Source organism: Pseudarthrobacter sp. BRE9, assembly GCF_031844305.1.
Taxonomy (GTDB): Bacteria; Actinomycetota; Actinomycetes; order Actinomycetales; family Micrococcaceae; genus Arthrobacter.
The window spans coordinates 404,988-427,732 of record NZ_JAUZUY010000002.1; the positions used below are offsets into that span (position 1 = coordinate 404,988).

Annotated in this window: 18 protein-coding genes; 7 read left to right on the forward strand and 11 right to left on the reverse strand. The window is 66.7% G+C overall.

Annotated elements, in window-relative coordinates; genetic code table 11:
• Positions 1 to 3: 3 nt before the first annotated feature.
• Positions 4 to 1,017, reverse strand: a complete 1,014-nt coding sequence (gene hrcA, locus Q9R31_RS06760) for a heat-inducible transcriptional repressor HrcA (protein WP_311261966.1) — start codon at positions 1,015 to 1,017, stop codon at positions 4 to 6.
• 172 nt (positions 1,018 to 1,189) lie between these two features.
• On the opposite strand from hrcA, the gene Q9R31_RS06765 reads away from it, so the two are divergent.
• The gene (locus Q9R31_RS06765) at positions 1,190 to 2,041 is read left to right on the forward strand and encodes a DUF3097 domain-containing protein (protein ID WP_311261967.1); all 852 of its coding nucleotides are present in this window, start codon (positions 1,190 to 1,192) and stop codon (positions 2,039 to 2,041) included.
• Between the two features lie 136 nt (positions 2,042 to 2,177).
• Positions 2,178 to 2,588 (forward strand): DUF4870 domain-containing protein, encoded by a 411-nt coding sequence (locus Q9R31_RS06770; protein WP_056336732.1) that lies wholly within the window; start codon positions 2,178 to 2,180, stop codon positions 2,586 to 2,588.
• On the opposite strand, the gene hemW is transcribed toward Q9R31_RS06770, so the two are convergent.
• Positions 2,589 to 3,818 (reverse strand): radical SAM family heme chaperone HemW, encoded by a 1,230-nt coding sequence (hemW, locus tag Q9R31_RS06775; protein WP_311261968.1) that lies wholly within the window; start codon positions 3,816 to 3,818, stop codon positions 2,589 to 2,591. It lies immediately after the preceding gene.
• A 25-nt stretch (positions 3,819 to 3,843) separates the two neighbouring features.
• Positions 3,844 to 5,700: a translation elongation factor 4 gene (gene lepA / locus Q9R31_RS06780; RefSeq protein WP_311261969.1), complete on the reverse strand. Its 1,857-nt coding sequence runs from the start codon at positions 5,698 to 5,700 to the stop codon at positions 3,844 to 3,846.
• A gap of 173 nt (positions 5,701 to 5,873) precedes the next feature.
• Between lepA and Q9R31_RS06785 the strand changes: the two genes are divergently transcribed.
• Both Q9R31_RS06785 and rpsT read left to right on the forward strand, forming a co-directional pair.
• Positions 5,874 to 6,425 carry a type II toxin-antitoxin system PemK/MazF family toxin gene (locus Q9R31_RS06785; protein WP_311261970.1) on the forward strand — a complete coding sequence of 184 codons (552 nt, stop codon included), beginning with the start codon at positions 5,874 to 5,876 and terminating at the stop codon, positions 6,423 to 6,425.
• Between the two features lie 169 nt (positions 6,426 to 6,594).
• The gene (gene rpsT, locus Q9R31_RS06790) at positions 6,595 to 6,855 is read left to right on the forward strand and encodes a 30S ribosomal protein S20 (protein WP_043454339.1); all 261 of its coding nucleotides are present in this window, start codon (positions 6,595 to 6,597) and stop codon (positions 6,853 to 6,855) included.
• A gap of 108 nt (positions 6,856 to 6,963) precedes the next feature.
• Here rpsT and holA read toward each other — a convergent pair whose 3' ends face one another.
• From holA to leuS, 5 genes are all read right to left on the reverse strand, one after another.
• Positions 6,964 to 7,980 (reverse strand): DNA polymerase III subunit delta, encoded by a 1,017-nt coding sequence (gene holA, locus Q9R31_RS06795; protein ID WP_311261971.1) that lies wholly within the window; start codon positions 7,978 to 7,980, stop codon positions 6,964 to 6,966.
• Complete coding sequence (locus Q9R31_RS06800; protein WP_311261972.1) at positions 7,914 to 9,746, reverse strand: ComEC/Rec2 family competence protein; 1,833 nt, start codon at positions 9,744 to 9,746, stop codon at positions 7,914 to 7,916. The genes holA and Q9R31_RS06800 overlap by 67 nt, the downstream gene beginning before the upstream one ends.
• 296 nt (positions 9,747 to 10,042) lie before the next feature.
• Entirely contained in the window at positions 10,043 to 10,975 is a 933-nt protein-coding gene (locus Q9R31_RS06805; protein ID WP_311261973.1) for a helix-hairpin-helix domain-containing protein, read from the reverse strand.
• Positions 10,976 to 11,023: 48 nt separating this feature from the next.
• Entirely contained in the window at positions 11,024 to 12,025 is a 1,002-nt protein-coding gene (locus tag Q9R31_RS06810) for a DegV family protein (RefSeq protein ID WP_311261974.1), read from the reverse strand.
• An 86-nt stretch (positions 12,026 to 12,111) separates the two neighbouring features.
• Positions 12,112 to 14,637 (reverse strand): leucine--tRNA ligase, encoded by a 2,526-nt coding sequence (gene leuS, locus Q9R31_RS06815; RefSeq protein ID WP_311261975.1) that lies wholly within the window; start codon positions 14,635 to 14,637, stop codon positions 12,112 to 12,114.
• A 287-nt stretch (positions 14,638 to 14,924) separates the two neighbouring features.
• Here leuS and Q9R31_RS06820 point away from each other — a divergent pair, with 287 nt between their 5' ends.
• Positions 14,925 to 16,472: an FAD-dependent oxidoreductase gene (locus Q9R31_RS06820; protein ID WP_311261976.1), complete on the forward strand. Its 1,548-nt coding sequence runs from the start codon at positions 14,925 to 14,927 to the stop codon at positions 16,470 to 16,472.
• 52 nt (positions 16,473 to 16,524) lie between these two features.
• On the opposite strand, the gene glpK is transcribed toward Q9R31_RS06820, so the two are convergent.
• From glpK to Q9R31_RS06835, 3 genes are all read right to left on the reverse strand, one after another.
• Entirely contained in the window at positions 16,525 to 18,039 is a 1,515-nt protein-coding gene (glpK, locus tag Q9R31_RS06825) for a glycerol kinase GlpK (RefSeq protein ID WP_311261977.1), read from the reverse strand.
• A 41-nt stretch (positions 18,040 to 18,080) separates the two neighbouring features.
• The gene (locus Q9R31_RS06830) at positions 18,081 to 18,830 is read right to left on the reverse strand and encodes an MIP/aquaporin family protein (protein WP_311261978.1); all 750 of its coding nucleotides are present in this window, start codon (positions 18,828 to 18,830) and stop codon (positions 18,081 to 18,083) included.
• Between the two features lie 93 nt (positions 18,831 to 18,923).
• Positions 18,924 to 20,762, reverse strand: coding sequence for a glycerol-3-phosphate dehydrogenase/oxidase (locus Q9R31_RS06835; RefSeq protein ID WP_311261979.1), 1,839 nt, complete (start codon positions 20,760 to 20,762; stop codon positions 18,924 to 18,926).
• 124 nt (positions 20,763 to 20,886) lie between these two features.
• On the opposite strand from Q9R31_RS06835, the gene Q9R31_RS06840 reads away from it, so the two are divergent.
• A complete protein-coding gene (locus tag Q9R31_RS06840) occupies positions 20,887 to 21,852 on the forward strand; it encodes a sugar-binding domain-containing protein (RefSeq protein ID WP_311261980.1) in 966 nt (321 codons plus the stop codon).
• Positions 21,853 to 21,871: 19 nt separating this feature from the next.
• Entirely contained in the window at positions 21,872 to 22,741 is an 870-nt protein-coding gene (locus Q9R31_RS06845) for an aldo/keto reductase (protein ID WP_311261981.1), read from the forward strand.
• Positions 22,742 to 22,745 lie beyond the last annotated feature (4 nt).

Consider the following 22,745-nt stretch of genomic DNA (forward strand, 5'->3'; position numbering starts at 1 on the left):
GAGTCAGGGCCCCAAAATCCTGGAAAGGTAGCGCGCCACTGCCCTGACGGCGGCCATGGTGGTGGGATAGTCCATCCGGGTGGGCCCGAGGATCCCTACTTTCGCGGCGCTGTCCGGACCGTAACCGGTGGCCACTACGGAGGCCTCGGCAAGGCCGTCGTAGGGGTTCTCCCGTCCGATGCTGACAGCGACGCCACGGTGGTCCTGGGCCATTTCGCTCAACAGCCTCAGCATCACCACCTGCTCCTCGAGCGCCTCGAGCACCGGGCCGATGCTGAGCGGGAAGTCCACGTTGGATCTGGCCAGGTTGGCAGTCCCTGCCATCACCATCCGGTCTTCACGGCTGTTTTGCGCAAGGCCCTCCAGCCCGAGCGCCAGCGCGTGTGCGGCCTGCCGCTGCGGGTGGGGGGTTGAAGCGACGACGGCGGGCAGCGCCCTGGCCAGTTGGCTCAGCGGTGTTCCGCCCAGTGCGCCAAGGAACCGGGTGCGAAGTTCAGCCAGCGCGTCGTCGCCAAGGTCCTGCCCGACATCGATCACCCGCTGCTCCACCTTGCCGCTGTTGGCGATCAGGACCACGAGGACCTTGCGGGGGGCAAGCAGGACGAATTCGATGTGGCGGACAAGTGCCCTGCTCAAATGCGGATATTGGACCACGGCAACCTGGTTGGTCAGTTGCGACAGCAGCCGGACGGTGCGTTCCAGCACGTCGTCGAGGTCGTCCGCGCCTTCGAGCAGGGACTGGATGGCGCGGCGCTCGGCGGCCGAGAGCGGCTTGACAGCCGAGATCTGGTCGACAAAGAGCCGGTAGCCCTTGTCGGTGGGAATCCGGCCGGCGCTGGTATGCGGCGCGGTGATCAGACCCTCGTCCTCCAGGGCGGCCATGTCGTTGCGGATGGTGGCGCTGGAGACGCCAAGATGATGCCGCTCCACCAACGCCTTGGACCCAACCGGCTCGCGGGAGTGGACGTAGTCCTCCACGATGGCCCGCAATACTTCCAGCTTGCGTGGCTCGCTCACTCTCCACCTCCATCCATGGTTCGGGGCGCATGCCCCTCCCGATGCAACCCAGGGTTAGCACTCGACATGCCTAAGTGCTAACAGTCTATTATGCCTCGGCCCGTTGTTAGCATTGGTACCGCCCCGGGCGGAATTCCGGGGCTGAGGAGCTAGCGCTAGGCGGATCGAATCCATGGACTACCAGAACTGGGGCCCACGCGGCATATCGGCTCCCGCGCGGACGGAACTGCCTGAAATCCCTGTCGAGCGCGGCATGGTGCTTGAGGAAGTGCAGTCCGGCTGGGTGGGGGCCGTCACACGCGTGGAGAAATCCGGCGGAATGCATGTGGTGGCGCTGGAGGACCGCAGGGGGAAGTCCCGTTCCTTCCGTCTTGGATTCGGCTTCCTCCTCGAGGGCCAGCCCATCCGGCTGATGCCCCCGGCGCCACGGCAAGCCACTGCCGGTCCGGCAGCGGGCAGGACGGCCTCTGGCTCGGTACGGGTGGCCGGACAGCGCGCCCAGGTGGCCAAAGCCAGCCGGATCTGGGTGGAAGGAAAGCACGACGCCGAACTGGTGGAAAAAGTCTGGGGAGACGACCTCCGGGTGGAAGGCATCGTCGTCGAGCCCCTGCACGGCATTGACGACCTCGCAGCGGCCGTCACGGACTTCAGGCCCGGGCCCGGCCGGCGGCTCGGCGTCCTGGTGGACCATCTGGTTCCGGATTCCAAGGAGTCCCGCATCGCAGACGCCGTCATGGCCTCCCCGGGTGCCGCCGGCAACGTCCTGATCGTTGGACACCCCTACGTGGACGTCTGGCAGGCGATCCGGCCCGCTGTCCTTGGCATCGACAAATGGCCTGCCGTACCCCGGGGGCAGGACTGGAAGACCGGGATCCTGAAGGCTTTCGGCTGGCCCCACGCAACCAAGGAAGACATCGGCCTGGGGTGGCAGAAACTGCTGGGCGCGGTCCGAACGTACGCGGACCTCGAGCCGTCGCTGCTGGGCAGGGTTGAGGAGGTCATCGATTTCCTGACCGTGCCCTGAAGGGCGGGGATGCGGCCCGGACCCAGTATTCTTGGTAGTGCGGTTCCTTATCTTTGAGGCACTGCACCATTTTTCCAGGCACTGCATGCGCCGGAATTCGTACTCAGCACCACTTGCACCTTCGAAGGAACAGACTGTGGCAGAAAACGCACGTGATCACAGGGACGGCCAGGGCCGTTCCGAGTACCATGGCGTCCCCGCCAACGCCCTGCCGCTGACGGCCAGCGAAGACCGGCAGTGGGCAACGCTCGCGCACTTTGGCGGGATCCTGGGCTGCATCCCCTCGCTGCTGATCTATTTGATCTTCCGTGACCGCGGGCCGTTCACGGCACAGGAATCCAAGGAAGCGCTGAATTTCAGCCTGCCGCCCACCATTGCCGCGGTGCTGGCCAACATCCTGGTGTTCATCCCCTACGTGGGCAACATTTTCGCGGTTATTGCCACACTGATCTGGGTGGCGCTCACGTGCTTCTCCGTGGCAGCGGGGATCCACGTCAACCGCGGCCAGCCGCACCGCTACCAGTACAACCTGCGCTGGATTAAGTAATCAGTCCGGCAGGATGCGGCGGACCACTGCATCCGCCAGGAGCCTGCCCTTGAGGGTAAGGACCAGGCGTCCGCCGAACGCGGCAGCAGGATCCACCAGGCCGGCGGCGATCAGACCGGCCACCTCGTGCCGTCCCCCGGCGCTGAGCGTTGAGACATCCAGGCCCGTCTGCAGCCGCGCTTCCAGCATGACCCGCTCCAGGTTCCTGGTTTCCGCGTCAAGGGTTTCCCTGCCGGCGGCGGGCGAAAGCCCCTGGGACAGCCGGTTCGCGTAGGCGGACGGGTGCTTGACGTTCCACCAGCGGACGCCGCCCATGTGGGAGTGCGCGCCGGGGCCGATGCCCCACCAGTCGTCACCCCGCCAGTAGGCGAGGTTGTGGCGGCAGGCCTGTTCCGGGGTCCGGGCCCAGTTGCTGACCTCGTACCAGCCGAGTCCGGCTTCGGTGATCAGCTGGTCGGCGAGCTCGTACTTGTCCGCGTGGTCGTCGTCGTCGATCCCCGGAACTTCGCCTCGGCGCATCTGCGCGGCCAGCTTGGTGCCGTCCTCGACGATCAGGGCGTAGGCACTGATGTGGTCCGGCTCGTAGGAGAGCGCGGTCTCCAGGGAGTGGCGCCAGTCGGCCAGCGACTCCCCCGGCGTCCCGTAGATCAGGTCCAGGCTGACAGCGAGTCCTGCCTCGCGCGCCCACTGCACCACCTGCGGCACCCGGCTCGGGGTATGGGTGCGGTCCAGGACCTTGAGGACGTGCGGAACCGCTGACTGCATACCGAAGGAGACCCTGGTGAAGCCGGCCTCCTTGAGGACGGCAAGGGATTCGGGCGTGACGGAATCCGGGTTGGCCTCGGTGGTGACCTCAGCACCATCCTCAATGCCCCACTGGTCGACGGCAGCCCGAAGGATCATGGCGAGATCATCCGCGGGCAGCAGCGTGGGCGTGCCGCCGCCGAAAAATACGGTGCCGAGCTTCCGGTCCGGCAGCCCGGAACGAGCCAGCACGGTAGCCGCCAGCGCCACTTCGGACACCGCGGTCTGCGCGTACGCGTCCTGGGACGCTCCACCGCCCAGTTCCGTGGCAGTGTAGGTGTTGAAGTCGCAGTAGCCGCAGCGCACCGCACAGAACGGAATGTGGACGTACAGGCCGAATGCCCGGGCCGCCGCACCGTCCGCTGCCTGGGGAGGCAGCAGACCGTCCGACGGCGCCGGGTCGCCGAGGGGAAGTACGCTGGGCATCAGCGGGTCCCCCGCTGGGCGGTGGTCACTTCTTCTTGGCCTTGTCCTTCGATTCGTCGGTGGTGAGGGCGGCGATGAACGCTTCCTGCGGCACCTCCACCGTACCCACCATCTTCATGCGCTTCTTGCCTTCTTTTTGCTTCTCCAGCAGCTTGCGCTTACGCGAGATGTCACCGCCGTAGCATTTCGCCAACACATCCTTGCGGATGGCCCGGATGCTTTCGCGGGCGATGATCCTGGAACCGATGGCTGCCTGGATGGGCACCTCGAACTGCTGCCGCGGGATGAGTTCGCGGAGCTTGCCCGTCATCATCACGCCGTAGGCGTACGCCTTGTCCCTGTGCGTGATGGCGCTGAAGGCATCCACCTGTTCACCCTGGAGCATGATGTCGACCTTCACCAGGTCAGCGACCTGCTCACCGTCAGCCTTCCAGTCCAGGGAGCCGTAGCCCCGGGTCTTCGACTTCAGGATGTCGAAGAAGTCGAACACGATCTCCGCAAGCGGCAGGCGGTAGCGGATTTCCACCCGGTCCTCCGAGAGGTAGTCCATGCCGCCCAGCACGCCGCGGCGTGCCTGGCACAGTTCCATGATGGCGCCGACGAATTCGTTGGGAGCCAGGATGGTGGCGGACACCATGGGTTCGCGGACCTCGGCGATCTTGCCGGTGGGGTACTCGCTGGGGTTGGTCACCCGGACAACCTTCTTGTCCTCCAGGGTTACCTCGTACTCCACGTTCGGTGCGGTGGAAATGAGGTCAAGGTTGTATTCGCGCTCCAGGCGTTCGCGGGTGATCTCAAGGTGCAGGAGTCCCAGGAAGCCCACCCGGAAGCCGAAGCCCAGGGCAGCCGAAGTCTCGGGTTCGTAGACGAGCGCGGCGTCATTGAGCATGAGCTTTTCGAGGGCGTCGCGGAGAACAGGGTAGTCGGCCCCATCGAGCGGATAAAGGCCGGAGAACACCATGGGTTTGGCGTCGGCGTAGCCCGGAAGCGACTGGGCGGCAGGTTTGGCCAGGTTGGTGACAGTGTCGCCCACCTTGGACTGGCGCACGTCCTTCACACCGGTAATGAGGTAACCCACTTCGCCGACCCCAAGCCCCTTGGAGAGCGTGGGTTCCGGGGAGCTGACACCGATTTCCAGAAGCTCATGCGAGGCCCTGGTGGACATCATCTGGATGCGTTCGCGCGGGTGCAGCATGCCGTCCATCACGCGAACGTAGGTCACCACGCCGCGGTAGGTGTCGTAGACCGAGTCGAAGATCATGGCACGGGCCGGCGCATCGGGATCACCCACCGGCGCGGGCAGGTCGCGGACAATCTTGTCCAGGAGGGCTTCCACGCCGACGCCGGTCTTACCGGAGACGCGCAGGACATCCTCCGGATCGCCGCCGATGAGGCTGGCAAGTTCGGCCGCGTACTTTTCGGGCTGTGCGGCAGGCAGGTCGATCTTGTTCAGCACCGGGATGATGGTGAGGTTGTTTTCCATTGCCAGATACAGGTTCGCCAGCGTCTGGGCCTCAATGCCCTGGGCCGCGTCCACGAGCAGGATTGCGCCCTCGCAGGCTGCCAGTGACCTGGACACCTCGTACGTGAAGTCCACGTGGCCGGGGGTGTCGATCATGTTCAGCGCATAGCTGACGCCGTCCACCTCCCACGGCATGCGGACGGCCTGGGACTTGATGGTGATGCCGCGTTCGCGCTCGATGTCCATCCGGTCCAGGTACTGGGCCTTCATGTCGCGCGCCTGCACCACCCCGGTGGACTGCAGCATCCGGTCAGCCAGGGTGGACTTGCCGTGGTCAATATGCGCGATGATGCAAAAGTTCCGAATGATGGCCGGATCTGTCGCGGCGGGCACCGGTGCGGTGCGGGCCATGGGAGACACGCAGGGTCCTTACTGTTGGCATTTCTGCAGCTCCCGGCAGGCACACGAAAGGCGCCAGCGGTCCAGCCGCACATCTTGAACATCCAGTGTCCCACGTCCGGGACCTCCGCACCGCATCCTGACCGGGCCCTATACGGCACTCCGGCGGGGCGCCCCGCCGATAGGCTTACGCGATGGCCATCGATCTCCGTTCCCTGGGAAACGCCGTCCGCCGCGGCCTGCGCCTGCTGCAGAAACGGCACACGACCCCGCCGGTACCTGGCCGGGGGCAAGGTCCGCGCGGCAAGCGGACCGCATCCGGCGGCGGTGCTCCCGGAAATGCGCCCTCGTATCCCGGTGATTACCACGGCCGCGCCGCCGTTCGCTATGCTCCCCAGCCGGACGGCGACCCGGATCCGGGCGAAGTGGTGTGGACCTGGGTTCCCTATGAAGAGGACTACGGCAAGGGAAAGGACCGGCCGGTATTGCTGGTGGGGCACAACGGACCCTTCCTCCTGGGGCTGATGCTGACCAGCAGGGACAGGGTTCCTGCCGGTTCCACGTCCACGGAGTACGTTGACCTTGGTGCCGGGGACTGGGACAAACAGGGCAGGGCCAGCGAAGTGCGCCTGGACCGTATCCTGCAGATCCGCCCGGACAGCATCCGGAGGGAGGGCGCGGTGCTGGACAAGGCGCGGTTTGAGAAAGTGGCATCCGGGCTGCGCCACCGACACGGCTGGACCTGACCCCACGGAATGGCCAGTGCCGCCGCTGACCTGCTATTCTTTATTGCTGTGTGTCCGTGCAGGTCGGCGGTCACTGATGGCTGGCCGCCATAGGTATCCCCACGCCGCTCAGTCAAGGCCAGCCTGAAAGCCCTCTAGACCATTTCCGCATTACAAAGAGAGTTCACACGTGGCGAATATCAAGTCCCAGAAGAAGCGCATCCTGACCAACGAGAAGGCACGCCTGCGCAACAACGCAGTCAAGTCTGAGCTGAAGACGGCCATCCGCGCCGTCAACACCGCCGTTGAGTCCGCTGACAAGGAAGCTGCTACTACTGCGCTCGTTACTGCCAGCCGTAAGCTGGACAAGGCTGTCAGCAAGGGTGTTCTGCACAAGAACAACGCAGCGAACCGCAAGTCGGCGATCTCCAAGAAGGTCAACGCACTCTAAGGTTTCCAGTTCCCACGAACTGATGGTGTGGCCGGTACCGGAAGGTACCGGCCACACGCTTTTTAACCTGGCCCCCCAACAACGGGCATGAACGGGGGCGTTGAGCAGCTACCTGCCTTGCACTGACATGGCAATCACGGTCACGGCGTGCTCGACGGCGTAGACCGGGTCCCGGGACAGGCCCTTGACCTGCGCGTCAGCCTCCGCGGTGGCCTGGATGGAGCGCACCAGGCCTTCGGGGGTCCAGCGCCGGACGTCCCGCTGCGCCTGCTCCACGAGCCATGGCTGCATCCCGAGTTCCGCCGCGATCTGCGCAGACGATCCCGACGCGCCGGCAACCCGCGCGACGGTCCTCAGCTTGGCTGCAAGGGCTGCCACCAGGGGCACCGGGTCGGCGCCGGTGGCGAGGGCGTGGCGCAGCGTCGACAGCGCCACCGGCGCGTTTCCTGCCATTGCGGCATCGGCAACCTTGAATGCGGTGGCCTCGATCCGTCCGCCATAGTACTTGTCCACTGTCTCAGTGGTGACCGTGCTCCCCGCGTCCGCGACCAGTTGTGAGCAGGCCGCGGCGAGTTCCGAGAGGTCTGCGCCTACGGCGTTCACCAGCGCCTGGACGGCGTCCTGGTTGATCCTGCGTCCGGCCGCTTTGAACTCCGCCACGACGAACGAGATCTTGTCCGCATCCTTCTTCAACGGCTGGCAGTCCACTACTGGCCAGGCGGCTTTCTTGACGGCGTCGAGGAGCTTCTTGCCGCGCGCCCCGCCGGCATGCCGGAGCACGACGACGGCGTCCTGTTCCGGGTGCTGCAGGTACGCGAGGGCGTCGGCAAGGAAGACGTCGTTCATCCCTTCCACGGCTTCCACTTCAATGAGCTTGCTCTCGCCGAACAGTGAGGGGCTCACCTGCATGGTCAGGGTACCGGCTTCATACCCTGCGGCGTTGATGCGGCTCAGTTCGACGTCAGGCGCGGCCGCCCTGACCTGGGACCGGATCCTGTCCATGGCCCTGATAGCCAGGTACTCTTCCGGCCCGCCCACCAGCACGATCGCAGCCGGGGTTACGTCCCGCCAGGAGGCTGTGTTCGACGCCGGGGAGCGGGTTGCTCGGTTCTGGGCAGCGGCCATCGACGGTCCCTTCCGGAGGTTTTATTGCAGTATCCCAGCCTGCCACGTCTGCGCCCGGGGTCCAAGCTGCGGGTACAACGGAAATGTTGCACCCGCAGCTCCATGAGCCCGATCAACACCGCCGTGACGGCGTGCGCTTGCCGGACTCTGCGGATGAACCGACGCGGCCGGGCCGCTGCCCAGACGGCGGCAAGGGTCACGGCTGACAACAGCACCATCGACAGCAGCCCGGGCACTCCCTCCGGCCAGGGAAGGGCGGAGCCAGGCAGCTGGGCCGCGAACCTGGCCGTGGCGGCGACGGCGGCGCAAAACGTTCCCGCCACGGCTATCAGTGCCGTGGCAGCCCACGGCAGCAGGACCACCAGCGGCACCGCGGCTGTTCCCAGCAGTGTCACGGGAGCCACCAGGGGCGATGCAAGGACGTTGGCCAGCAGTGAATAGGTTGCAAACTGGGGTTGCAGGAGGACGATGACGGGCCCGCACAACAACTGTGCGGACAGCGGAACCGCGGCCGCGGCGGCGATCCATCGGGGCACCGCCACGGGAATCCAGCCGATGATCGGCCGTCCCAGGAGAACGATTCCCAGCGTGGCAAGGACGGACAGCAGGAAGCCGAAGCTCGTGCCAAGGGCCGGGTCGGCCAGAAGGAGCCCGATGACAGCCAGGCAAAGGAAGCTCAGGCCGCGCCCTGAGCGCCCGCCCGCCAGGGAGGCTACCCCTATGGCGCCCATGAGGGCTGCGCGCAGGACGCTGGCATCCGGCCCCACCAGGACCACAAAGAGGGCCAGGCCGGAAAGGGCGGCGGCGGCAGCAGGAACCCTGGGAAGCCGGAACCGCCGGCACAGCAGCAGCAAAGCGCCCAGCACGAGACTGCAGTTTGCCCCGCTGACCGCTGTCAGATGGGTCATTCCCACGGCCTTCATTGCATTGTCCAGCCCCTCGTCCAAGGCACTGGTGTCACCGGTGACCATCCCCGGAAGGAGCCCCCGGGCATCGGGTGCCAGGAAAGCCGAGGCAGCAACGAAACGTCCCCGAAGTTCCCTGGCTGATCCCTCCAGCAACGACCCGCCCGTGGCCTTGAGGGGAGCCGTGGAGGCGGCCAGGGTTCCAGCGTCCTGCTCCCCGGGTTCGGCAGGCCGCAGCTTCCCCGATGCACGCAGGCTCTGCCCCGGCACCACCCCGCCCCAGCCCTGCCCGCCCATGACGGTGAGCCGGGCCCGCGTCCGCACCAGGACACCGCCGGTGGTCGCTTCCTGCGTCCACACCGGCACCGACCAGCGGCCCGACCCGCCCGGACCTGCCATGGCCCGCGGGTTTCCTGCCACCTCGACGACGGCAACCGCTGATTTGCCGGCGGCGATCGCCTCGGCGAGCGGTCCATCGAACCGTTGGCTGGAGGATGTTGCGGAGTGGGCTGCGGCGGCAGCGGCCAGCATCAGGGCGACGCCCAGTGCGGCGGGGAAGCTCCGCCCCCTTGCCTTCCGGGGCCCCTGCCGGTCTTGACGGCCGACGGCGGGATGCGGCTTTTGTGCCCGGCCGCGCGTGGCCGCCCGGGCCAGAAGGAGGCCACCGAGTGCCGCCAGCGTGAAGCACAGGGCGGCCAGCCCCGCAGGCGGCAGCCAGAGCCCGGCCACGGATGCGGCCCAGACCAACGCCGCCGGAAGGGCAAGGCGGAGGTCCATGCGGCGCCGCGGTCCCGCCGGACTGGAATCAGCATCTTCCCGGGCCTTGCCGCCATGGGCCATCCGCTTGCGGACCTGGTCCACGCCGCGCGCCCAGTACCCGTTGAGGGCGGGGCGCCCCTGCAGCGGCCGGCGGTGCCTGGCCGGCAGACGCGGCGTCCGTGGGCGTGCGGGCGATGGTGACGGGGAAGGTGTTTCGGAAAGCTCCCTTGCACCCGGGGGCCGAACGGCCTGTGGATCCGCTACTGCACTCCGCACAGCGGACTCGACGAACCGGTTCCAGGGACTGGGCCGCAGATTTCCGCTGCTGGAATCCGTGACGCCCCTCCCCTGCCCTGACTTCCTGCCTCTCCTCCCGGGGTTCGCTGCCACGGCCCGCCCTAAACCGTCACCAGCGGCAGCAGGGCCTCAAGCATTTTCGGCCCGACACCGTCCACCGCATCCAGCTCTTCGACGCTTTTGAAGGGGCCGTGTTCCTTTCGCCAGTCCACGATCCGCTGCGCCAGCACCGGCCCCACCTTTGGCAGGGTGTCCAGCGCGGCAGCGTCCGCCGTATTCAGGTTGACCTTTCCCCCAGGGGAGCCTGGCAGTGCCCCCGGCTGGCCGCCGCCAAGAGATCCACTGCCAGAGGCGTCTGTACCGTCCGATCCTGTGGCGTCCGGCGCGGAGGACAGGGGCTCACCCTGTAGGGGTACATGGATCTTCTGCCCGTCCTCCACGACGAGTGCAAGGTTCAGCCGGTTCACGTCGGCGTCGGGTGTGGCACCGCCCGCAGCAGCGATGGCGTCGTCAACCCGGCTGCCCTGCTGGAGCCGGATAACGCCGGGTTTGGCGACGGCCCCGGCAACATGCACCACCACTGGCCCCGCCGAGGCGGCCCCGCCCTGCCAACTGCCGGGTTCCAACGAAGTCGGCGTACTGCCAGGAGCCGCGGCACCGTCCACGCCAGCCCCGGGTGGGCCGCCTGAACTGACCCCTGCCAACGGGAGGACCTGGGGCGCTGCCGCCCCGGCCTGCCACCAGAACCAGGCCCCGGCGGCCACGGCCAGGGCAGCCAGCAGCACGGCGACGCGGAGTCCCACCCGCCACCGAAGCGAAGGCGCCCCACCGGAACCGACGCCGGAGCCACTGCCGCCTTCAGCACCGCCCGGGCCGCCCGTTTCACCCGCGCCGCCGGAACCCCCGTACTCAAAACCATCAATGCCCGGGCCTTCCGCCAGGAGCCCGGCCGGGGCCTCCCCCAGTGTCGCCTTGAGCCTGGCCCTCACATGGCGCGCCTGCTGACCTGCTGCTCCAGCATCCCGGCGTGACATAGCTCCACCCTAGGAACACGGACCGTTACCCGGGAGCAGCCAACGGCGCTATGTGGAAAGGTACGCCCCGGCTACCGGTCCATCAGCCGTCCTGCCCACGATGACCGCAAGCACCCCCAGCCCCGCATGGGCAGCCAGGACCGCCGGAAGGGAACTGATCTGGGCCGGAGGACAGTCGGGAAGCGCCGCCTCCAGCCTGGCAGCCAGGCTCTCGGCCTCTTCCGGGTTCCCAAAGTGATGGACAGCCAGGCGCACGGACCCGCCCGGACGCGCTGCCGCTTGGGCCACCACGATTTCCTCGAGGCGCGCCACCGCCCTGGCACCTGACCGCACCTTCTCCAGCGGGACGATCCTGCCGCCGTCGACCGCCAGGATGGGTTTGATGGCAAGCATGGTGCCCAGGAGCGACGCGGCGGCACCGATCCGTCCCCCGCGCCGCAGCTGTTCCAGGCTGGGGACGTAGAAGAACACCCTGGTCCGCGCTGCCTGGGCCGCTGCCGCAGCTGCCACCCCGGCGCAGTCGGCACCCGCTGCGGCTGCCTCCACTGCGGCCTGCACTGCCATTCCCTGCGCCATGCCGACGGTTCGGGTGTCCACCACTTCCACCGGGATCCCTACCCTGGCCGCAGCAAGCCGGGCGGCGTCCGCGGTGCCGGAAAGTTCCCCCGAAATATGGACGGAAACGACCGCCTCGAATCCCCGGAGTTCGGCGGCGCGGTAGGCCTGCTCAAACTGCCCTGGTGATGGCCGGGATGTTTTAACCTGCGTTCCGGCGGCCAGCGCCACGGCGATGGTCTCCAGGATGTCGTCTTCACCCTCGCCATAGATTTCCGGGCCCACCATGACGGGCATGGGTGTCACGGTCAGGATTCCGTCCCGCGGAAGCTTGGTTGCGTAGTCCGCCGGCAAGGCAGCGGCGGAATCGGTGACGACGGCGGTGCGCACCCCAGCGCTCCCGCCGGCATGCCTGGTCCCCGGCCGGGCCGCGGGACGAAGGCCGGACAGCCGGGCACGGACCCATGGCCAGGCGGCGGCATTACTGTCGGGCAAGGGGCCTCCTGGAGACGGTGTCCGGCTCAGCCGGCACCGGCCGCCGGAAAATCTCCGGCGGCCGGTAGGTGCTGCGGGTGCAGCGGTTATGCCGGAACGATGTTGACCAGCTTAGGGGCACGGACAATGACTGTCCTGATGCCGCGGCCGTCGAGGGCACGCTGGACGTTGTCCGAGGCCAGGGCCAGCTCGCGGAGCTGATCCTCGGAGACGTCCGGGGATACCTCCAGCCGGTCGCGGACCTTGCCCTGCACCTGGACCACGGCGGTGACCGTGTCCTGGACGAGGAGCGCGGGATCGTGCGCGGGCCAGCCTGCGTTGGCTACCGACGCCGGGTGGCCCAGCAGGTTCCACATGTCCTCGGCGGTGTACGGCGCGAACAGGCTGAGGATCACGGCGACGGCCTCGGCAGCCTCACGGACCGCCGGGTCCGCCGCGCCTGCGCCGGAGTCAATCGCTTTGCGGGTGGCGTTGACCAGTTCCATCAGCTTGGCCACCACCACGTTGAACTTGTTGGCGTCCAGCAGCTCGGCGGCGTCGGCGATGGTGCGGTGCGTTACCGAACGCAGCGCACGGTCGCCGGCGGTTGCGTCCGCACCGGGCCCGCTGGTTACGTCCTGGGCCAGGCGCCAGGCGCGCGCCAGGAACTTCGCGGAGCCGGAGGGCGAAACGTCTGCCCAGTCGACGTCATCCTCGGGCGGGGAGGCGAAGATCATGGTCAGGCGGACGGCATCCACGCCGTACTTGTCCAGCTGCTCACCGAGGTCAACGCCGTTGCCCAGGGACTTGCTCATGGCCTTGCCGCCGTTGAGGACCTGGCCCTGATTCAGCAGGGCGCTGAACGGCTCGTCAGCGTCGATCATGCCGAGATCGTGGATCACCTTTGTGAAGAACCGGGCGTAGAGCAGGTGCAGGATGGCGTGCTCCACGCCGCCCACGTACTGGCCCACGGGCATCCAGTCGTTGATCTTTTCGGGATCGAAAGGCCCTCCGGTGTACTGCGGCGAGACGAACCGCAGGAAGTACCACGATGAGTCCACGAAGGTGTCCATGGTGTCGGTGTCACGCTTGGCGGGGCCGTGGCAGGACGGGCATTCCACGTTCACCCACGCTTCAGCAGCAGCAAGGGGCGAGGTGCCCTTGGGCGCCAGGTCCTCGCCGCGGAGGTCCGAGGGCAGGGTTACCGGCAGCTGCTCATCCGGGACCGGGACTTCCCCGCAGGACGGGCAGTGGATGATGGGGATGGGGGTGCCCCAGAACCGCTGCCGGCTCAGCAGCCAGTCGCGGAGCCGGAAGTTCACGAACTTCTCGCCGGTGCCCTGCCGCTCCAGCATGGCGATGGCCGTCGGGATGGCCTCGGCCTTGGGCAGGCCGTTGAGCTCTCCGGAATTGATCAGCGTGCCCTCCCCTGCGGTGGCCGTGCCGGAGACGGCCGGATCCTCTTCGCCGGTGTCCAGGACAGCGCGGACCGGCAGGTCGAAGGCGCGGGCGAAGTCGAGGTCCCGCTGGTCGTGCGCGGGCACGGCCATGATGGCGCCCGTTCCGTAGTCGGCCAGGACGTAGTCGGCAGCCCAAACGGGCAGCTTCTCCCCATTGAGCGGGTTGATGGCGTAGCGGCCGGTGAACACCCCGGTCTTCTCGCGCTCGGTGGACTGGCGCTCGATTTCCGAGAGCGCCTTGACCCGTTCGCGGTATTCGTCCAGCGCGGCTGCGTGCTCGTCCGTGACAAGTTCGACGGCGAGCGGTGCGTCCGCGGCCACCACGAAGAAGGTTGCGCCGTACAGGGTGTCGGGGCGGGTGGTGAAGACCGTGACATCCTTGGCGGGCTTGCCGCCGTCGGCTTCGATCACGAAGTTCACGTGCGCACCCTCGGACCGGCCGATCCAGTTCTTCTGCATGGCCAGGACGCGCTCAGGCCAGTGCCCGCGCAGTTCATCCATGTCGTCCAGGAGGCGGTCGGCGTAGTCGGTGATCTTGAAGTACCACTGGTTGAGCGACTTTTTGGTCACGGTGGTGCCGCAGCGCTCGCAGGCACCGTTGACAACCTGCTCGTTGGCCAGCACGGTCTGGTCCTTGGGGCACCAGTTGACCGGGGAGTTCTTCCGGTAAGCCAGGCCGCGCTCATAGAAGCGCTTGAACAGCCACTGGGTCCAGCGGTAGTACCCGGGGTCGGAGGTGTGCAGGCGGCGCGACCAGTCGGCGGAAATGGCGTACCGCTTGAAGGACGCTGCCTGGGTGTCGATGTTGGCGTAGGTCCACTCGCTGGGATGGGCGTTGCGCTTGATGGCGGCGTTTTCCGCGGGCAGGCCGAAGGAGTCCCAGCCGATGGGATGCAGGACGTCGTACCCCTTCTGGCGCAGATAGCGGGCCACCACGTCACCCATGGCGAACGCTTCGGCGTGGCCCATGTGCAGGTCGCCGGACGGGTACGGGAACATGTCAAGCACGTAACGGCGCTCCCGGGACCCGTCATCCACCGGGGTGAAGACATTGAGGTCTTCCCATACCTGGGGCCATTTGGCCTCCATGGCGGTGAAACTGTAGGTGCCCTCTTCAGGCTCCGCCGATACTGTTGTTGCTGTTCCGGTCTCTGTCTCCGGCTGAACGCCCACTGCTGCCCTCTTCTGTTCTGTTACGGCATCTGTGCTGCCATAACGGCCTGATCCTCCTGCTGCCGGCCCGGCGCCATGCCCCGGACACACAAAAGCCCCTCGCGAAGGGAGGGGCTGCCGCTCAGCTGTCCGATATCCGGAGCCGGCGGCTAACTAAGCAGAAGGATCGCACGCATGGTTCTACTTTAGCGCACCGGCACGCTGCCCGCCGCAGCCGGGAGCCGGCTCGTTGCATTACCCGGGGTAAGCGCGCATGATCATCCCACAACGGAGGGAGGCGGCACACGATGCCGGATGCAAGCACCGCCGACTTCGCGGAAGGGGTACCCCTTTCACTGTGGCTGGCGACCGCCGGCGCCACCGACTTTCCCGGGCTGCGCGGCACGGTCGAAGTGGACGTGGCAGTGATCGGCGGCGGCATCGCCGGGCTGACGGCAGCGCTGGCCCTGAAGCGTTCGGGCCGCTCGGTGGCCGTCCTTGAGGCGGGCCGGATCGGAACCGGCGTCACTGGACATACCACCGGCAAGGTAACGTCCCTGCACCGCCTGGTGTACACGGATCTCAACCGGACCCATGGAAGCAGCGCTGCCGGGATCTATGGGCTCGCCAACCAGGCCGCCGTGGAACACATTGCCCACGTGGTGGCGGCGGAAAACATCCCTTGCGGTTACCGCAGGGTTGCCAATTACACCTTCGCCGGCACTGAGGCCCTCCTGCCGCAGGTGCGCGCGGAAGCCGAACTGGCCGCAAGGCTCGGTCTTCCGGCTGCGTTCACAACCGAGGTGCCCCTTCCGTTCCCTGTGGCGGGCGCCGTCCGGTTTGACGGGCAGGCCCAGATGCACTCCGTGCAGTACCTCCAGGGGCTGGCCGCCCGCGTGCACGGAGACGGCAGCTTCGTCTTCGAAGGGACCCGTGCGGAGGAACTGCAGGAAGGAACCGGGGTGAAAGTGGTTGCCGGGAATGGCACAGTGCTGGCTGCTGACGCGATCGCGGCCACGAATGTTCCCTTCGGAGACCATGGCAGGTTCGAAGCATTGTGCCCTCCGCACCGCTCCTACATCGTTGCCGCAACGGTGGAAACCCCTCCCCTGGACGCCACCTTTATCAGTGCCGACGAGCCCATGCGGTCGTTGCTCACGGTGCAGCTCAACGGGATGACGTACCTTTTGGCCGGGGGCGAGGGCCATCCCGCGGCCGAACGGGTGGACCCGGCGTCGCGCCATGCCAGGCTGGCCGGGTACGCCCGGAGCCGTTTCGGGGCGGGACCTGTTGCGTACCGCTGGTCCACGCAGGACGCCATGCCCCGGGACGGGCTGCCCTATGTCGGGCCGCTGAATCCGGACAGCCATCATGCCTTCGTCATCACGGGCCTGCGCAAATGGGGACTGACGAACGGCACCGCCGCCGCCCTGATGCTCACAGACCTGCTCAATGGAATACCCAACCGCTGGGCGCCGCTGTTTGACAGCAACCGCTCCCCGTCACAGACCGGGGGCAGGACAGAGAGGGCCGCGGAGACGACGGAAGCGGGTTCTGCCGGCGGCGGGGAGAGCCGCCCCAGAGAGGTTGCACGGCAGCTGGCAGGCCTGGCTCCCGGTGACGGCACGGTGATTGAAACCGCCGGGACCAACACGGCGTACTACCGCGATCAAGCGGGAGGCGTCCATGCCGTGTCCGCCATCTGCACCCATCTGGGCTGCACTGTCGGCTTCAACCGGGGCGACCGAACGTGGGACTGCCCCTGCCATGGTTCCCGGTTCGAGGTGGACGGCAAGGTCATCCAGGGCCCGGCCGCCGAGGATCTGCCGCCACGGCCCACACCCGGGGTGGCTTGAGACGGCAGGGGCCGCCCTGCCGATCGGCAAAGCGGCCCCGGACGGGCGGAGGCTAACGAACGTCCTCGTCGACCCAGTCCATGGATTTGGTCACGGCCTTCTTCCAGAGCCGCATCTGGCGGTCCTGTTCGGCCTTGTCCATCTGCGGTTCCCAGCGCTTGTCCTCGGACCAGTTGGCCGAGCACTCGCCCAGATCCTTCCAGAAGCCGACAGCCAGGCCCGCCGCGTAGGCGGCGCCCAGCGCGGTCGTCTCGATGACCTTCGGACGGATGACCGGCACGCCGAGGATGTCCGCCTGGAACTGCATCAACGCGTCATTGGCGACCATGCCGCCGTCGACCTTCAGTTCGGTGAGCGGCACGCCGGAGTCCGCGTTGACCGCATCCAGTACCTCGCGGGTCTGGAAGGCGGTGGCTTCCAGCGCGGCCCGGGCGATGTGGTTCCTGTTGACGAACCGCGTAAGGCCCACGATGGCCCCGCGGGCGTCGGAGCGCCAGTACGGGGCGAACAGGCCGGAGAACGCCGGGACGATGTAGACCCCGCCGTTGTCCTTGACGGACGCGGCCAGGGTTTCCACCTCCGGAGCGCTGCTGATCATGCCCAGGTTGTCCCGCAGCCACTGGATCAGGGAGCCGGTGACGGCGATGGATCCTTCCAGGGCGTAGTGCGGCTTGGCGTCGCCCAGCTTGTAGCCCACGGTGGTGAGGAGCCCGTTCTTCGAGTGGACGATTTCCTCGCCCGTGTTGAAGATGAGGAAGCAGCCCGTGCCGTAGGTGTTCTTGGCTTCGCCGGCCTCAAAGGCGGCTTGGCCGAAGGTCGCGGCCTGCTGGTCGCCCAGGATGCCCGCAACGGGGGTTTCCCGGAGCAGCTGCGAGCCGTGGACTTCGCCGTAGACCTCGGAGGAGGACTTAATCTCCGGCATCATGCTGCGCGGTACGCCGAAAATCCCGAGGATTTCGTCGTCCCACTGCAGCGTGTCGAGGTCCATGAACAGGGTCCTGGAGGCATTGGTGACATCGGTGACGTGGACGCCGCCGTCCACGCCGCCCGTCAGGTTCCACAGGACCCAGGCGTCGGTGTTGCCAAAGACCAGGTCCCCGGCCTCCGCCTTTTCGCGGGCGCCGTCAACGTTGTCCAGGATCCACTTGATCTTGGTACCGGAGAAGTAGGTGGCCAACGGCAGGCCCACCTTCTGCTTGAAGCGTTCCGCGCCGCCGTCCCTCGCCAGGTCGTCCACGATGTCCTGGGTGCGGGTGTCCTGCCACACGATGGCGTTGTACACCGGCTTGCCCGTGGTCTTGTCCCACACCACAGCGGTTTCACGCTGGTTGGTGATGCCGACGGCGGCAATATCGTGCCGCGTCAGGTTCGCCTTCGAAAGGGCCGAGCCGATGACCTCACGGGTGTTGTTCCAGATCTCCGTGGCGTCGTGTTCCACCCACCCTGCCTGCGGGAAAATCTGCTCGTGTTCCATCTGTCCGGAGGAGACAATGGCGCCGCTGTGGTCGAAGATGATGGCGCGGGTGCTGGTGGTGCCCTGGTCGATGGCGATTACGTACTGATTCATGGTGACGTCCTTGTCTTGTTACTGGCTGTGGTGAGTACGGGTCAGGAAGCGGCGGTGACGATGATGGGAACTATGCGGGCCGCCAGGCCGCCGAGCGCGCCGCCTACGAGCGGGCCGACCACCGGGATCCAGGAGTAGGCCCAATCGCTGGAACCCTTGCCCTTGATGGGAAGCACCGCGTGGGCGATGCGTGGTCCCAGGTCGCGGGCGGGATTGATGGCGTAGCCGGTGGGGCCGCCGAGGGAAACACCGATGCCCACCACGAGCAGGGCGACGGCGAGCGGACCGAGGCCGGAGGGTGTGCCGCCGAGAGTGAGGATGACGAAGACCAGGACAAAAGTACCGATGATCTCGGTGATCAGGTTCCACGGAGTGGACCGGATGGCAGGGCCGGTGGAAAAGGTCCCGAGCTTGCCTGCAGGCTCCGGCTCGTCATCGAAGTGCTGCTTGTAGGCCAGCCAGCAGACCACCGCGCCAAGGAATGCACCCACCATCTCGCCTCCGAAGTAGGTGAGGGTGGAGGCGAAGTCTATGGTGACGCCCGGCGCGTACTCGGCCTTGCCATTGAGCAGCAGGCCGAGCGTGACGGCAGGGTTCAGGTGCGCGGCCGACTTGGCGGCGACGAAGACACCACAGAAGACGGCAATACCCCAACCCCAGGTGACCATCAGGAAACCGCCGCTGTTGCCTTTTGTCCCCCGCAAAGCCACATTGGCAACGACGCCGCAACCCAGCAGGGTCAGCATGCCCGTGCCAAAGACTTCGGAGAGGAAGACTATTCCTAGAGACATCTTTGACTCCATTTCTTTGTTTAGTTGTCGGTCCTCCGCATGTGAAGGACCGTGTGGCCGGGACGCTGTAACGCCCCGGCCGGCGACCTGGTCTTAGGCGACCAGGCTGTGCGTTTCCACGCGGTGGAAACGCTGCAGCACATCCTGCGCGTGCTTGATCTCGGCGCCACGCGCCGCCGCGTCCCACTTGAGCGGGACCGACAGAACTTCCGCCACTTCATTGAGAAGTTCACCGGTGACCAGCCCCCGGAAAGCAAGGGAGGTACGCCGGATGAGGACATCCACCAAGTGCCCCACCTGCTCATTGGCCGCCATGAACTCCAGTTCGCGGACACTGAGCTCGCGGGTGGACCGCAGCGCGTGGTCGGGTTCCGCGTCGAGGTAGGCGATCACCTCTTCGGCCCGGGTGCCGTATCGGGTCAGCAGCCCGGCGGTGCGGTCTGCGTCCCGCCCGGCAGCCATGTGCGCCTTGATCCACTTCTGCACGCCTGCTTCGTCGGCTGGGAAGCCGGCGCCTCCGCCGATGGGGAGCTGCGCCGTCGATACCTTGCGCTGCACGCCGAGTTCACCGAGTACCTCGTTGGTCAGGTGCTCCGCGAGGGCCCGGAAGGTGGTCCATTTGCCGCCCACCAGGCTCAGCACGACGGCGCCGCTTCCGTCGCGTCCGGACGTGCGGCGTTCGATGCGGTAATCGCGGGAGACGAAGCCGGGCTGGGTGGCGTCATGCCTGGGCAGGGGGCGGACACCGGAGAACGTATACACGATGTCTTCACGCGTGGCGTCGATTGAGGGGAAGACATGGCCAATCAGATCGAAGAAGTACTGGATCTCTTCGTCCGTGCAGACGGCGTCCTCGGACATGTCCGCGTCAACGTCCGTGGTGCCCACCAGAACGCGGTCGCCCATGGGGTAGATGAGGACGATGCGCCCGTCGGTGTGCTCGAAGAAGATTTCCCGGCCCCGGCAGGCGGCGAGGAGACCCGGGTGGTCCAGCACGATGTGGGACCCCTTGGTGCCTCCCATGAAGGACGACGCCGCACCCATTGCCCCGTTGGTGAGGTCCACCCACGCCCCGGTGGTGTTGACGATGATGTCCGCAGTGAAGTCGAATTCCTCGCCGGTGAGTTCGTCGCGAAGGCGGACAGTGCTTCCCCGGCCGGTCCCCGGATTGGGGTCAGGAGACATGGACTGCAGCGAAAGGTAGTTGCTGGCTCGGGCCGTATCACCCTGCGCGCTGCCGGTTTGGAGAGTGATGCCCTGCGGGCCGCGCGGCCGGCCGGCCTTTTCGCCATCCTGCAGGACGTCCAGGGTCAGCCGCTCCGGGTTGTGGACGGAGGCGTCGAAGTAGGTGGCAGTGTATTTGACATCGGGCCGCAGGTCCGGCAGTTCCCCGAGGGCTGCCTTGTGGGTCCGGAACTGGTGCCGCGGCACCGTCCCGCCGTCCCTGGAGAACGAATCGTACAGGCTGAGGCCCGCCTTGATGAGGAATGCGCCGCGCTCCTTGGGCTTTCCCTGCTGCTTGTGGGTCAGGAAGCGAAGCGGTGCTGAGAGCATGCCGGAAAACGTGCTGAAGATCGGGATGGTCGTCTGCAGCGGCTTGACGTAGTGCGGGGCAATCCGGAGCAGGCGGTTGCGTTCCACCACGGATTCGCGGACCAGGCGGAATTCGCCGTTTTCGAGGTACCTGATGCCGCCATGAATCATGTGCGAGGACGCTCCGCTTGCTCCCTGGCAGTAGTCGCCGCGCTCCACCAGGGCCACATCGACGCCCTGCAGTGCCAGGTCACGGAATGTTCCCACTCCGTTGATGCCACCGCCTACCACGAGCACCTTCGCATGCGGACGCCGCCGCAGGCTGTGCACTGCCCCGCGTTCAACCCCGGGCCGGGGCGCTGGAACAGTGGGTTGAACAGTTGAATCCTTGGGTCCCAAAACGACTCCCTTGGGGCTTTGTATGGTGCGGTCGCGCTGGATGGCGCCGCCGTTCTGCTCTATTCTTTGGAGAAATGGAAAATGGAGTCAAGGACTATGCACAAACGTGCAGAACGGAACTGAGATGGCACTTTCACGCGACACAGATGCCCTCCGAGCTGCACAAATGTATTACCTGCAGGACCTCACGATGGACGCGATCGCACGTGAACTGCGCACGTCCCGGTCCACGGTTTCCCGTCTTTTGTCCTCGGCCAGGGAATCGGGCGTAGTGCAGATCCAGATCCGCAACCCCTTGGACACCGGTCCCGAACTGGAGGGAATGATCCGGCGCCGGTACAACCTGGACGTCCACGTGGTTCCCATCCTTGGCACGCTCAACGAAGCCGAGACCCTCGACCGCGTGGCCATGCAGGCGGCGCGCACCATCGGACCCCTGGTGGACTCCAACGCGATCATCGGCGTCGCCTGGGGATCAACACTCAGCGCAGTCAGCCGGCACCTCACGCGGAAAATTACCCACGACAGCGTCATCGTCCAGCTCAACGGTGCAGGAAACATGCACACCACCGGCATCACTTATGCAAGCGACATCATGCGCAGGTTCGGCAGCGCGTACGGGGCCCGGGTGGAGCAGTTCCCCGTCCCGGCTTTCTTCGACCATGCCGCCACCAAGACGGCCATGTGGAATGAACGCAGCGTGCAGCGGGTCCTGGAGCTGCAGGCCAAGATGAGCATCGCCATCTTCGGTGTCGGTTCCGTTCACGCCGACTATCCCAGCCATGTCTACGCGGGCGGGTACCTCGATGAGTCCGACCTGAACGCCCTGGCCAACTCGGACGTGGTGGGCGACGTTGCCACCGTGTTCTTCAGGGCCGACGGGTCCTCCGACGGAATCGTCCTGAACGAGAGGTCCACCGGTCCCGCACTGGCCCAGCTGCGCCAGGTGCGCCGCAGGATCTGCGTGGTGTCCGGGGTATCCAAGATCAACGGCCTGCGCGGAGCCCTGGCTGCCAGGCTCGCCACCGACCTGATCCTGGACGAAGCCACCGCACGCCGCCTGGTCGATTACGAGGGACTGACCAGCTGAAGTCGGTAGAGTCGTTGCCATGAGAACCTCACCCCGGCTCAGCCTGAACAACGGCGTGCTGATAGACCAGCTCGGCTTTGGGCTGTACAAGGTGCCGGCAGCAGACGCGGAAGGACTCGTGGCCACCGCGCTCGCCGCCGGATACCGCCACTTCGATACCGCCGCCATGTACGGGAACGAAACCGGCGTGGCCCGCGGCATCAGTTCCCAGCTTGGCGACGGAACGGGCAGCGGCGGCTCCGGGGAGTCGTCCCCGTCCCTCGCCCGGGAAGACATCTTCGTCACCACGAAGGTCTGGAACGACCACCACGGCTACGACGCGACGTTGCGGGCCTTCGATGATTCCATGGTCAACCTGGGCCTGGACTATGTGGACATGTACCTCATCCATTGGCCCTGCCCCCGCCGGGGACTGTTCCAGGAAACCTACCGGGCCTTGGAAACGCTGTACCGCGAAGGACGGGTCCGTGCCATTGGCGTCAGCAATTTCCAGCCGTCGCACCTAGACCGCCTGCTCCAAACCGCCGAAGTGGTCCCCGCGGTCAACCAGGTCGAACTGCACCCCTGGCTCCAGCAGGAGGAACTGCGCCGCAGGCACGCGGAACTGGGAATCCGCACGGAAGCGTGGAGCCCGCTGGGCCGGGGCCAGGTGCTGGCCGATCCCGTCATCCAGGCCTGCGCCGCCGAGCACCGCCGAACCCCTGCACAGGTGATCCTTCGCTGGCACATGCAACTGGGGAACATTGCCATTCCCAAAGCCAGCTCCGAAGCCCGGATCCGGGAGAACCTCAACGTGTTCACCTTCGAACTCTCCGAACGCGACCTGGCGGCCATCAACGCGCTGGAGCGCGGGCACCGGACCGGGTCCCATCCGGACAACGTCAACTAGGCCC

Coding starts and splice junctions, on each gene's coding strand:
- Q9R31_RS06820 (WP_311261976.1), top strand. CDS start 14,925: ATGCCGGATGCAAGCACCGCCGACTTCGCGGAAGGGGTACCCCTTTCA.
- Q9R31_RS06805 (WP_311261973.1), bottom strand. CDS start 10,975: ATGTCACGCCGGGATGCTGGAGCAGCAGGTCAGCAGGCGCGCCATGTG.
- Q9R31_RS06785 (WP_311261970.1), top strand. CDS start 5,874: ATGGCCATCGATCTCCGTTCCCTGGGAAACGCCGTCCGCCGCGGCCTG.
- glpK (WP_311261977.1), bottom strand. CDS start 18,039: ATGAATCAGTACGTAATCGCCATCGACCAGGGCACCACCAGCACCCGC.
- Q9R31_RS06830 (WP_311261978.1), bottom strand. CDS start 18,830: ATGTCTCTAGGAATAGTCTTCCTCTCCGAAGTCTTTGGCACGGGCATG.
- Q9R31_RS06840 (WP_311261980.1), top strand. CDS start 20,887: ATGGCACTTTCACGCGACACAGATGCCCTCCGAGCTGCACAAATGTAT.
- Q9R31_RS06845 (WP_311261981.1), top strand. CDS start 21,872: ATGAGAACCTCACCCCGGCTCAGCCTGAACAACGGCGTGCTGATAGAC.
- Q9R31_RS06765 (WP_311261967.1), top strand. CDS start 1,190: ATGGACTACCAGAACTGGGGCCCACGCGGCATATCGGCTCCCGCGCGG.
- holA (WP_311261971.1), bottom strand. CDS start 7,980: ATGGCCGCTGCCCAGAACCGAGCAACCCGCTCCCCGGCGTCGAACACA.
- hemW (WP_311261968.1), bottom strand. CDS start 3,818: ATGCCCAGCGTACTTCCCCTCGGCGACCCGGCGCCGTCGGACGGTCTG.